The organism is Serratia sp. GW822-FHT06D09 (genome assembly GCF_058799515.1).
The window spans coordinates 120,722-133,680 of record NZ_JBXALO010000004.1 but is presented as its reverse complement, the minus strand read 5'-3'; the positions used below and the strand labels follow the sequence as shown (position 1 = coordinate 133,680).

At 57.0% G+C, this 12,959-nt stretch carries 9 protein-coding genes; all 9 read right to left on the bottom strand.

All coding sequences use genetic code 11. The features are described from left to right. Window positions 1-20: 20 nt before the first annotated feature. Window positions 21-1,694: a ShlB/FhaC/HecB family hemolysin secretion/activation protein gene (locus tag AC1RKG_RS11585; protein ID WP_493183074.1), complete on the bottom strand. Its 1,674-nt coding sequence runs from the start codon at window positions 1,692-1,694 to the stop codon at window positions 21-23. A 287-nt stretch (window positions 1,695-1,981) separates the two neighbouring features. Then, window positions 1,982-3,427 (bottom strand): metalloprotease TldD, encoded by a 1,446-nt coding sequence (tldD, locus tag AC1RKG_RS11580; protein WP_046372542.1) that lies wholly within the window; start codon window positions 3,425-3,427, stop codon window positions 1,982-1,984. Between the two features lie 7 nt (window positions 3,428-3,434). Next, window positions 3,435-4,295, bottom strand: a complete 861-nt coding sequence (gene nit1 / locus AC1RKG_RS11575; protein ID WP_020832065.1) for a deaminated glutathione amidase — start codon at window positions 4,293-4,295, stop codon at window positions 3,435-3,437. Continuing rightward, the gene (yhdP, locus tag AC1RKG_RS11570) at window positions 4,292-8,107 is read right to left on the bottom strand and encodes an AsmA2 domain-containing protein YhdP (RefSeq protein WP_493183073.1); all 3,816 of its coding nucleotides are present in this window, start codon (window positions 8,105-8,107) and stop codon (window positions 4,292-4,294) included. Before yhdP ends, nit1 begins: the two co-directional genes overlap by 4 nt. Before the next feature lie 105 nt (window positions 8,108-8,212). After that, window positions 8,213-9,682, bottom strand: a complete 1,470-nt coding sequence (rng, locus tag AC1RKG_RS11565) for a ribonuclease G (RefSeq protein ID WP_020832068.1) — start codon at window positions 9,680-9,682, stop codon at window positions 8,213-8,215. Window positions 9,683-9,720: 38 nt separating this feature from the next. Beyond that, window positions 9,721-10,305, bottom strand: coding sequence for a Maf family protein (locus AC1RKG_RS11560; RefSeq protein ID WP_020832069.1), 585 nt, complete (start codon window positions 10,303-10,305; stop codon window positions 9,721-9,723). 10 nt (window positions 10,306-10,315) lie between these two features. After that, on the bottom strand, window positions 10,316-10,804 hold the full coding sequence (mreD, locus tag AC1RKG_RS11555) for a rod shape-determining protein MreD (protein WP_012147104.1): 489 nt from the start codon (window positions 10,802-10,804) through the stop codon (window positions 10,316-10,318). Further along, entirely contained in the window at window positions 10,801-11,802 is a 1,002-nt protein-coding gene (gene mreC / locus AC1RKG_RS11550) for a rod shape-determining protein MreC (protein WP_493183071.1), read from the bottom strand. The genes mreD and mreC overlap by 4 nt, the downstream gene beginning before the upstream one ends. Window positions 11,803-11,896: 94 nt before the next feature. After that, window positions 11,897-12,940: a rod shape-determining protein MreB gene (gene mreB, locus AC1RKG_RS11545; RefSeq protein ID WP_012147106.1), complete on the bottom strand. Its 1,044-nt coding sequence runs from the start codon at window positions 12,938-12,940 to the stop codon at window positions 11,897-11,899. Window positions 12,941-12,959 lie beyond the last annotated feature (19 nt).

Sequence of the window (12,959 nt, the reverse complement as noted above, 5' to 3'; positions counted from 1 at the left end):
AACCTTCCTGTGCGTTAGCGTTAAATTACGATATTGACCCGGTAATAGACCGAAACACGATCCGGCTTCATTCCATCCGGGTAAGCCAGTGGCCAGCCGACGGTCAGTTGACTGCTGAAATAGCGGCTACGGTTCCCCAGGCCCAGGGCGCCGCCCCACAGCGTCCCCGAGGCATTGGCATCCAGCGCGTCACGGTGCAGATAGCCGCCGTCCACCGCCACCAGGGCGTTAACACTGCCGACATACGGCAAGGTCACCAGCGCCCGGTTAACTTCATTACGCCAGTAGCCGCCCTTGTCACCGGAAAGATACTGCTCCTTGAAACCACGTACCGAGCTCTCACCACCGATGGTCAGACGTTCGCTGCCGTATAAGCGGTGATTGCTCCACTGGCTGTACAGGCTGGTGAGATAAGTCCAATCTTGCGCCAGCGGCAGGTAGTAGCTGCCGGAAAGCGAAAGTTTATGAAATTCGGCGCGGGGGGCTTCCTTGATTTTTCCGCTGTCGTTCTCTGCCCCTAGCCACGGCACCCCGCGGCTGTAAGCCGGGTTCAGGGTGGCGAAACCGCCCAACAGCTTTTGGCTGTGGCTAACACCCAGCGTCACGCTGGTCAGTTTGCGGCTGCTGCTTTCCAGCCGGGTGTCATTGAGATAATTGCGATTGATGCGGTGCGTGACCCCCAGCGACAGGCCGGTTTTCATTTCGCCGTCACGGAACAACACCCGCGAAACGCCCAGCCGATGGATCTGGCTGTCACCGCTGGAACGCCAGTCAAAGCCCTGGTTGTTGAGGGTAGCCAGGTAGTCGCTGTAGGAATAGTTGTAATCCAGCGTCCAGTAGCCGTAAGGCAAGCTGAGGCCGGCCTGCACGCTGCGCGCATTGTGATCGTTGGCGAAATCGCTGCTGCGGGCACCGGCGACAAACCATTGATCCGCCAGCCCCAGCAGGTTATTGCCGGTCAGCGATCCGTTGATCTGACCGGCACCGGTACTTTTTTGCCCGCTGTTGTCGAACCCTGCCCCCAGCGTCAGAGGAAACTCAGGTTTGGCGCTCAGATTGACCACCGAGTAACCCGGCCGGCTACCCGGCAGAATTTCTATCTGTACCGGCTGCTGACGCAGTCGGTTGATCTGTTCCATGCCCTGTTCGATATCACGCAGATTAAGAATATTGCCCTGCAGGCCCGGGAAGGCCATTTTCAGCATGCGATCGTCTCGTTGCTCCAGCAGAACGTTCTCCAGCTTGCCCTCCAGCACCAGCAACCGCAGCTCGCCGCGCGACAGATCCTGTTCGGTCAGGAATGCGCGGCTGGTGATATAGCCACGGTTGATATACCAATCGGAGATCTGCTGCACCAGCGTCTGGACTTGGCCCAGATTCAGACATTGCTGCAGATAAGGCTGCGTGAGTTTACGTTGTGCACTGGCGGGCAGATGAGCCGCGCCTTCCAGCCGGATATGGGTGATGCTAAAACAAGGTCCGCCAGCGTTGGCGTTGGGTGATGCAGGGGGCGGCAAGGCCGGCGTCAGGCTACGTTGCAGCTCCTGCCGCTGCTGCTGGTTTTGCTCCAGCAATTCACGCTGCTGTTGTTGAATGGTGTCACGATCTGCCGGGCTAAGCAGGTTAGCGCCCGCCGCGGAGGAAAAGAAAATGCACAGCAAAGCTGTCGAAAGCCGTTGAGTCACTGAATCCATTCAGAAGATCATCCGTGTGTTTTTTCAGCATTTTAACGACGGAAGGAAGAATGTAACAAGCTGTGAATCATTAGCTGGAGAGGCAATTAGGGCAATCGATACAGAAAGCTCTTAGGGAAAACCGCAGAAAATAGCTTCAAATAGTTAAATCTAATTTATTGATTTACTGAGGCTGGGAAAAACAGTGAATCGCTCTTAATTTAAGCAAAGCCAACTCATTGCCGTTAATGCGATGCAGGCCGCAAAATGGCGTTTGATAGGGGCCGGGATCCGGCCCCAGGAGACGGTTACGCGGTACCGCCAACGGTCAGGGTGTCCAGCTTCAGGGTCGGTTGGCCGACGCCCACCGGCAGGCTTTGCCCCTCTTTGCCACATACACCAACGCCTTTATCCAGCGCCAGATCGTTGCCGACCATTGAAATCTGCTGCATCGCCTCGATACCGGAGCCAATCAGCGTAGCGCCTTTCACCGGTTTGGTGATGCGGCCATTTTCAATCAAATAGGCTTCGGTGGTGGAGAACACGAACTTGCCCGAAGTGATGTCCACCTGACCGCCGCCGAAGTTAGGCGCATACAGCCCGTACTCGACGCTGGCGATGATCTCTTCCGGCGTCGACTTACCCGCCAGCATGTAGGTATTGGTCATGCGCGGCATTGGCAGGTGCGCATAAGACTCGCGGCGGCCGTTACCGGTCGGTGCAACGCCCATCAGGCGCGCATTGAGCTTGTCCTGCATGTAGCCTTTCAGGATGCCGTTCTCAATCAGCACGTTATACTGACCCGGTACGCCTTCGTCATCGATAGCCAGTGACCCACGACGCCCTTGCAGAGTACCGTCATCCACTACGGTGCAAAGCTCGGAAGCCACCAGTTGGCCCATCTGACCGCTGAACACCGACGTACCGCGACGGTTGAAGTCACCTTCCAGGCCGTGGCCTACCGCCTCATGCAGCAGTACGCCTGGCCAGCCTGCGCCCAACACCACCGGCATATTGCCCGCCGGCGCCGCAACGGCAGACAGGTTGATCAACGCCATGCGCACCGCCTCTTTGGCGTAGGCATCGGCGCGAACGTCACCCTCGACGATTTCCAGGAAATAATCATAGCCAAAACGACCGCCGCCGCCGCTGGAGCCGCGCTCACGCTTGCCGTCTTGTTCCACCAGCACGCTGACGGACAAACGCACCAAGGGGCGCACGTCCGCCGCCAGGGTGCCGTCGGTAGCCGCGACCAGGATCTGCTCATATACGCCGGTGATACTGGCGCTGACTTCCTGTACGCGCTTATCGGTAGCGCGGGCCACCTTATCAACGCGATGCAGCAAGGCGATTTTTTCTTCACGCGGCAGGCTTTGCAGCGGATCAAGCAGCGGGTACAGCGCCTTATGGCTGATTTCGCCCAGGGTATGTACCTGGCCGTTGCCCTTGTCACGTACGATGCTGCGCGCCGCCTGAGCGCTCTGCTGCAAAGCGTTCAGGGTGATCTGATCGGCATAGGCGAAGCCGGTTTTTTCGCCGCTGACGGCGCGTACCCCGACCCCTTGATCGATATTGTAAGAACCATCCTTGATAATGCCGTCTTCAATCACCCAGGCTTCATGGTAGCTCGACTGGAAATAGAGATCGGCATAATCGAGGCGGCGTTCTGCCAGTTGCCCCAGGACGGAAAACAGGTCTTGGTGGCTCAACTTATTCGCAGCAAGTAACTGCTCACTGACAAACGTCAGGCTCATAATTTTTTCACTCTTTAATGGAGGAGTTTTTTTCAAACGGCGCCGTCAGCGACATCTGGAATCTGTTGTGTTGCAACACCGGCATCTGCTCACGAATCGTTTTGAGGCCGGTAGTGTCAACCCGCACTTTCAACGCCGAGACCGCATCCGCGTTTTCGGCCAGCACCTTGCCCCAACCGTCTACCGCCAGCGAGTGGCCCCAGGTGCGGCGAGTCGGACCATGGCTGCCGACCTGCGCCGGCGCCAGGATCACACACTGGTTTTCAATCGCCCTTGCGCGCAGCAGTATTTCCCAGTGCGCTTCACCGGTCACGCGGGTAAAGGCTGCAGGCACGGAAATCAGTTCAGCGCCCTGCGCTCGCAACGCCTGGAACAGCGCCGGGAAGCGCAAATCGTAGCAGATGGTCATGCCAAGCCGACCGACCGGGGTATCCACTACCGTGAGCTGTTGGCCATGTTGATAGGTGTCCGACTCACGATAATGGCCGTGGGAGTCGTTAATGTCCACGTCGAACATGTGCAGTTTGTCGTAACGCGCTCGGATCTCGCCCTGATCGTCAAACAGCAGGCTGCTGGTAGTGATAAGCGCAGGATTTTCGCGGCTGACCAGCGGCATGGAACCGACCAGCAACCACACGCCATAGCGTCGCGCCATTTCACGCACCGCGTTTTGCAACGGCCCGTCGCCCTGTTGCTCCGCATGCTCACGATAGGCCGCAGAGTTGGCGAACAGCAGCGCATTCTCCGGCGTCATTACCAGTTTTACCCCGGCATTGAGCTGCTTAATCTGCTGTTCAATCTGGGCCAGGTTGTCACGCACCCGATCGCCACTGCACAACTGTAACAACGCAACGTTAGCATTTCTCATGACGCCTTATCCTCCTTTGACTTACGCAACACCTCATTGATCTTCGGCTGATCCAGGCTGCCGCCGATATGGTAACGAATCAGCGAAATCTTGTTCCACAGCGGCCCCAGCACTTTGGACGCGGCAAACACCGCAGCACCGACAATCGGGTTAATCACGAATGCCGTCGCCACGCCGACGGTGGCTGAAATTTCCGGCGCCACCACCGCTTCCATATCAATCTGCCGACGCGCCAGGTCAATTTGCCCGCTCATGGCAATATCCGCTGCCAGCCCGTCAACCAAAAGGTTATCGGTATGCATTATGCCATCTTTCAACCACGAGGTGCTGCGGATGGAGTCAAAGTAGAAGCCTTTGCCGAAGGTATCGCTGAAATCGAACTGTAGCTTGCGTAACAGGGCATCGAAGCTCACCAGACGCAACAGCTGGCCGGCACGACCGCCGCCCATGCTGTCGATTTCGCCCTTGCCCATATTGATTTTCAGCGCGCCACTCAGGGTATTCAACTGCGGTTTCCACGGCTGGCCGCGCCAGTAGAGATCGAAATCGACGTCATAAGGTGCGCCTTTCAGCGGCGTGGTGATGCCGAAGAAAGCCGCGGTTTCATCAATTTTGGCACCCAGCAGTTTACCTTTCAGCGAGCTGCGCTCTTCCTGGGCATTCTGTTTCCACAAACCGCTGGCGGTCATGCGCCCTTTGCCGGTATCGACTAACCCGTGCGTCAGCAGGAGGGTATCCCCCTGATTGGTCAAATCCGCCTCAACCTTGCCGAGGTTCTGCCCCATCACCCAGCACGACTTACAGCGCAGCATCAGCGACGGCCAGTCGCGGAAGGAAACCTTGTCTGCGGCCACCTGCGCAGCTGCGGTCGCCGTCGGAGTGCTCTTAGCGGCGTCAAACTGCGGGTTGTAATAGAGATAATTGATATCGGCGCGCCACGGCCCCCGGTCCGCCACCCGCAAACTGCCGTCAACCTCATCGCCCTTGGCGCTGACCAGCGTGGCCCCCAGCTGCTTCTCTGCCGACAGCGTCAGCTTATGCCACGCCTGACCGCCTAGCAGCAGCTGTGGCGTTTTTAGTGCGACGGTGGTCGGGAAGTTAAATCCGCCCACCTTGCCCATACCGCCACTTTGTTTCAGCGCCGGTGCCATCAGGCCCAGCCATTTCTCACCGTCCAGCGGCGGCAGGTTAAGCGTCAGCGATTTTCCGTTCGGTAGCGGTGGGATCCCACTACCAGCGGTCTGCCAGGCCGCCCGTGCCAGCGTGACTTGCTGTTTGGCGAAGGTCCATTCGCTGTTGAATTTGTTTTGTTTGCCAGCACTGCCGGTCAGCATGAATCCATTCAGACCGCCTTTCACTTTTACGCTCAGCGGCAATGGCTCACCCGCCGGTTTATCTAATGGCGAAGGTAAGTGACTACTTACTTTCTTAAGGTCCGCATCAACGCCAATGTCATAGCTGGCCGCGCCCTGATGAGGCAAGACAATAGCCACTTGGCCTTGCCAAGGGGCGCTGCCGCTCAGTGCATCGTTCACTTCCTGCGGGATGCCAGGGAATTTGCCCGGCTGCCAGTCAGCTTTCAGGCCAACGTTGACCTTGTAATCGTTTTTCCCTTCCTGAGTGTTGAAATCCACCGCCACCGGCTGTCCAAACCAATTGGCAGACAGGGTATCGCTGCTCAGGTTGCCGTTATCAAAACGGAACTTGCCGCTGACCTTTTGCAGCTCACTGTCGATAGGCTTCACCAACAGTGAGTTATTGTTCAGTGCAACTTCACCGGTGGCGCGCACCAGCTCGCCGTTCAAGGGAATATCAAGGTGTAAGCGCCCACTGACATTACCACCAATCTGCAGTTCGTCCAGGGCCGAGCCCAATGAATCGTGCAGCGGAGTCTGTTTGAAATAGTCATGGATTTCCCCCCCCTGACCCGCGACCTCGGCATCCACCAACAAACGCTCTTTCAGGTAGTCCGGAATGACGGCGCTAACATTTTTACCATCGACTTTACCCAATTTGGTTTGCGGAGCGTTCATCCACAGCCCTTCATTGGCGAAGTCGAGATCGATAGCCAGATCGGTCAACGCCGGCCAATCCGGTTGGAACTGGAAGGTGGAATGACGCAGCGGGACAAACACCTCAAACTGACCTTCGTTTTTGCGGTACGGGAAATGCTGCGGGTCACCGTTGTAGATCAGCGTGGCGTTATCCACCTGCCCACCCTGGATGGCGCCGCTGAGGTAATCCACCAGATGCTTGCCCATCAGGGGCTCAGGGAAGTAGCGCCAGGCGTCCGCGCCGTCGTACAGACGGATACCTGCCAGAATATTCAGCCACGGGTCGCCTTTGGCCGGCTGCTGATAGCGGAAATCACCGTTAACCCACAGCGATTTGGCTTTCACATCCAGGTTTTGGCTCGCCAGTTCCCAGCCCTGATCGTTGTTCTGCCAGGTCAGAACCCCCCGCGCGCTGCTGATTTCCAGAGGTGCCCGGAACATATCGCCATACGGCAAGGTGCTGTTATTGAGATCAAGCTGCAGACGACCATTTTCCACACCGCCACTCAGTGCGCCGGAGAAGTGATTCACGCCGGGCAACAGTTTCCAGTGCTGCCAGCTGACATCCTGCCAAAGGGCCTGGAAACGCGTTTTTTCCGGTTGTTTCAGCGGGATATCCAACGCCAGCGCGTTGACCTTGCCTTGCGGCTGCAGATCGTTCCAGCGATCCAACACGTCCGGGCTGAGGAAAGAGAAGGTCGGCAGTAGCGCGGCCAGGCGCTCAAGCTGAATGTCAGTGGCGCGCACGCGCAGCTCTTCGGTTTGCCCTGGGCCCAGGAACTCGGTGTTTTCCGGCAACCACAGCGCAGACAGTTTACCCTGTGGCCAGGCCTGACCGTCGGTGGCCAGGTTCAACTGCGGAACGTCCACCTGCCAGCCGGTACCCTGACGGCTGAGCGTCAGCGCCAGATTGTCCACGTCGAGCCGATGAGCTTGAGTCCCCACGTTCCAGTTGGCCGCCCCCTGTTTCAGTAATGCACTGCCGGTGGCGATTTCACCATTTTGGATCTGCAGCCAGGCCGCCAGACTGAAGTCTGCGCTTTCCAGCCCGGTATTGGCACGCAGCCAACGGGTGAACCAGGGCTTCATATCGATATTGTCGGCCTGCATATAGACAGTGCCGGTATTCAATAGCCCTTGGTTATCACGCAGATCCATGCGCAGTTGCACCACACCATGCTGACCGTTCAGCGTCGACAGGCTGATCTGCCCTTCTGCCCGGTGACGATCGCGGCCGTTCAGCCAGGTCAACTGCGGGATTTCGAATTCGGCACGCGCGCCGGCGGGCGTCAGGAATGAGATGCGGCTGTCGCGCAGGTCGAAATGATCCAGCTGATGCAGCAGCAAATCGGTGATTTTACCCGGTTCGATGGTGCTACCCTGGTGCTCATCGCCGCCCAGCGTGGTGTTAAGATCGAACTGGAGTTGGTGAAAGGTAAGATCGCGGAACTGCCAGCGCAAATGCAGCAGCGATTGCCACACGTCCAGCGCCAAGGTCACGCGTTCAATCTTCAGATTGCTTTTGGGCAGCGTGGCGCGCACGTTGCGCATTTCAAGCTGTGGGCCAAAAGTTTCCCAACTGCCCTGGATGAAATCGACCTGTACGGGCACGCCGGAGAGGCTTTCAACCTTTGCCAGCAATTGAGGGCGATAGTTGTTCAGTTCAGGCAGCGCCAGACGCAGCCCGCTGATCAGCAACGCCACGATGACAATCAGAGTGGCGCCTGTAGCTAACAAAATCCCAGGCAGTCGCCTCACGCAGTTCTCCTTGCTTCCGCTGCCTGGCAACGGGAATATCTATGCACGATGGGGCTCAGTATGCTGAGCCCCACTCATGTCTGACTTTAGCCACCAACGGGCGAACTACATCATGACAACGTCAAATTGTTCCTGGCTGTATAAAGGTTCGATTTGTACCTTCACCTGCTTGCCCACAAAGATTTCCACTTCGGCCAGCGCATGGGACTCTTCGCTTTTCAGCGCCTCACCCACCGCCGCAGAGGCGTAAACCAGGAAACGATCTGAATCATAAGCATGGTGCACGCGCACAATTTCACGCAAAATTTCGTAGCACACGGTTTCCACTGTTTTCACCGTGCCGCGTCCCTGACAGGTAGGACAATCGTTACACAGCACATGTTCAATGCTTTCCCGTGTACGTTTACGCGTCATTTCCACTAAGCCTAGCTGAGAGAAGCCGTTGATCGTGGTTTTTACCCGATCTTTACTCAGCGCCAGCTCCAGCGAATGCAATACTCGACGGCGATGTTCTTCATTATTCATATCAATGAAGTCAATGATGATAATGCCGCCCAAGTTGCGCAGCCGCAGTTGGCGGGCAATGGCCTGGGTCGCTTCGATATTGGTGTTGAAGATGGTTTCGTCGAGATTGCGGTGGCCGACAAAGGCGCCGGTATTGATATCCACGGTCGTCATCGCCTCGGTCTGATCGATGATCAGATAACCGCCGGACTTCAGCTCGACCTTGCGCTCCAGCGCACGCTGTATCTCGTTTTCGACGTCGTACAGATCGAAGATTGGCTGGCTGCCGGTGTACAGCTCCAGCTTGGCGGTGATATCCGGGATGTACTCACCGGTAAACTCCACCAGCAGATCGTGGGTCAGGCGGGAATCCACGCGGATCCGGTCCAGCGCCGCGCCGGCGAAGTCACGCAAAATGCGCTGCGCCAACGCCAACTCACCGTATAATTTGTATTTGGTCTGGTTGCGTTTTTTACGCTCCATCACCTTGGTCCACAGGCGTTTGAGGAAAGCGGCGTCCTGCGCCAACTCTTCTTCGCCAATACCTTCAGCCGCGGTGCGGATGATAAAGCCGCCCAGCTCATCACAGTAACCGGCCACCGCTTTTTTCAGGCGATCGCGCTCGGCTTCACTTTCTATACGCTGCGAAACGCCAACGTGCGCCGCCCCTGGCATAAACACCAGGTAACGCGAAGGCAAAGTGATGTCGGTGGTCAGGCGTGCGCCCTTGGTGCCGAGCGGATCTTTCACCACCTGGACCATCAGATCCTGTCCCTGGCGCACCAGTTCGGCAATGTCACGCACGTGGAAATTTTTCTGCTCATCGCCGGCGACACATTCTGTGTGCGGCATGATATCGGAAGCGTGCAGGAAGGCCGCTTTATCCAGGCCGATATCGACGAATGCCGCCTGCATGCCCGGCAACACGCGGCTTACGCGCCCTTTATAAATATTGCCGACGATGCCGCGCTTGGATTCGCGTTCGATATGGATCTCTTGCAGGATGCCGCCATCAATATAGGCAACCCGCGTTTCAGACGGTGTGATATTAACCAGTAGCTCAGCTGTCATGCCTTCTCCTCAGAGCCGGTCGATAATGGCAGCGCCCATCAACCGGTTCTTACATCACGTAATGCGACAAAATTACTGAGCAGCTCATGTGTTTCGACTAACGGCAGGCCCATCACCGCATGATAACTCCCGGTTATCGTTCTGACGAAACAACCACCCTTTCCTTGAATTCCGTAGGCGCCCGCTTTATCCATCGGCTCGCCCGTAGCAATATAGTCGCAGATATCCTGCTGTGACAGGTTGCGGAATGTCACGTCCGTCACCACCAGTTGGCACAGAACGTCATGGCGATCGGCGATCGCCACCGCAGTCATCACCTGATGCTGTTTACCCGACAGCGCCGCCAGCATTTGCGCCGCGTGCGTCTCGTCCTGAGGTTTTTCCAACACCCGGCCATTGAGCACCACTATGGTATCGGCACCCAGCACCGGCCACGCCTGCGGTGCCAGCGCCACGCCGGCTTTGGCCTTATCCTGCGCCAGACGGCGCACATAGGCTTCCGCGGATTCCCCTTCCTGCCGCTGCTCTTCGGTATCCGTCAGGATAACTTCAAAGGGGACGCCCAACAGGGTCAGTAATTCATGTCGACGGGGAGAGCCGGAGGCCAGATAAAGCGAAGTCATTGTTATACCCTTACTGTACGGCGAACTGACGGCGAATTTTTCGCATCAACAGGAACAACCATGGCCACAGGATGCCGTTTACCACACTACTCCAGAACACCTCTGGGCGGAAAGAAACGTTGATCACTAAAAACTCGGCCCAGAACACCACAACGTCCATCGCCAGTGACAGCAGCACGACGATCAGCGCCTGTTGCCAGAGCGCCATATTGCGGAACAGTTGGAATTTGAACGCCACCAGATAGGCAATAATACCTAACGCCAGTGCGCGTACGCCCAGCGTGGAACCGAGGATCAGATCCATAATCAGCCCCAGCACGAAGCCGGTGCCGACGTTAACCCGATGAGGCAACGCCATCACCCAGTAGATCAGGATCAAAGCCAGCCAGGAGGGACGGAACATGTAGATCTGTTCCGGCCACGGCATGATTTGCAGCACCAGCGCCACCAGGAATGACAGCCAGATTATCCAGCGCCCGTTGCTGCGGTAACGATTCATTGCGTGACTCCCGCGGCAGGAGCAGCGATTTGTACCGCGGCCCCGGTTGCCGGAGCAGGCAGAGGCAGTTGCGGCCCCACCGCATCAGCCGGCGGCAGAACCTGCGGCATCATCTGCATCAGACGCTCATTGGCGACGCGATGAACTTCATCGGGCGGCAACGGCATGTCGCCGTTACGATCGGCCCCCCACAGTAGCAGCAGATAGCGCAAGCGCTGTAGCCCTGCGGTTGGTCGAGCCTGAATCACGGTATAGGCGCGCTGATTATCCACTTTGACCGAGGACACCACCGCCACCGGATAGCCTTCAGGGAAGCGACCACCAAGGCCGGATGTGACCAGCACATCACCCACGCGGATATCGGTATTGTTCGGCAGATGTTCGAGCTGTAAATCGTCGGCACAGCCGCTGCCTGCAGCAATCACCCGGATATCGTTGCGCAGCACCTGAATTGGCAGCGCATGTGAAGCATCGCAGATCAGTAGCACGCGGCTGGTGACTTTAGCCACCGCCACCACCTGGCCCACTACGCCTTTATCACTGATGACCGGTTGGCCCTCATAAACGCCGTTATCCGATCCTTTGTCGATCACTACCTGATCGCTGTAAGGATCCGAGCCGGTCGAGATCACTTGAGTGACCATTTTGTGTTCGTCCTGGCGCAGCGGCGAGCCTAACAGCTCACGCAAGCGGGCGTTTTCCTGCTTGAATTGGCCAAGAAGAAGAATATCGCTGTTTTTCAGCAGCAGTTCCTGCCGCAGAGCCCGGTTTTCCAGCTCCAGCTGTTGGCGGGTAGCCAGCGTTTCTGAAACGCTGTCCAAAACTTTACGTGGCCCATTGGCCAAAAAATAGAAAGGGCTGACGGCCGTGTCCATGTAGTTACGTATTTTCACGAACGTACCGAGACGGCTATCGGCAACGATCAGGCCAATGGCCACGATCACCGCCAAAAAAAGTCGTAGTTGCAGGGAAGGCCCCCTGCTAAAAATCGGCTTCATAAATTATGCGTGTTCCTCGACAACAGAAAGAGGAACCGTACCTGATTTTCGCTTTGCGCATTCACCCGATACGATTCCTCCTTCTTGGGGCTGACTATTCTTCGCTGAACAAATCGCCGCCATGCATGTCGATCATTTCCAACGCCTTGCCACCGCCGCGGGCTACGCAGGTCAGCGGATCTTCTGCCACGACCACCGGAATACCGGTTTCTTCCATCAGCAGGCGATCCAGGTTGCGCAGCAATGCGCCACCGCCGGTCAACACCATGCCGCGTTCGGAAATGTCTGAAGCCAGCTCTGGTGGACACTGCTCCAGCGCCACCATCACCGCACTGACGATGCCGGTCAACGGCTCCTGCAGCGCTTCAAGGATTTCATTGGAATTCAGGGTAAAGCCACGTGGCACGCCCTCAGCCAGGTTACGGCCGCGAACTTCGATTTCATGCACTTCATCGCCCGGATAAGCGGAACCGATGCCATGCTTGATACGTTCGGCAGTTGCTTCACCGATCAGTGAGCCGTAGTTACGACGCACGTAATTAATGATAGCTTCGTCGAAACGGTCACCACCGATACGTACAGAAGAAGAGTAGACCACACCGTTCAGTGAGATCACCGCCACTTCAGTGGTACCGCCACCGATATCCACCACCATGGAACCTGTCGCTTCAGAAACCGGCAGGCCGGCACCGATTGCGGCAGCCATAGGTTCTTCAATCAGAAACACCTCACGCGCACCGGCCCCTTGGGCAGATTCGCGGATGGCGCGGCGCTCAACTTGAGTTGCGCCAACCGGCACACACACCAGCACGCGCGGGCTTGGCCGCATGAAGCTGTTGCTGTGAACCTGTTTGATAAAGTGCTGCAGCATTTTTTCGGTCACGAAGAAATCGGCGATCACGCCGTCTTTCATCGGACGAATAGCCGCGATGTTGCCGGGCGTACGCCCCAGCATTTGTTTAGCCTCATGACCCACGGCCGCAACGCTCTTGGGTGAACCGGCACGATCCTGGCGAATGGCAACCACCGACGGTTCGTTCAGTACAATGCCTTGCCCTTTAACATAAATCAGGGTATTGGCGGTACCCAAGTCGATGGACAAGTCATTGGAAAACATGCCACGAAATTTCTTAAACATAACTAAAGGATAATCCTGC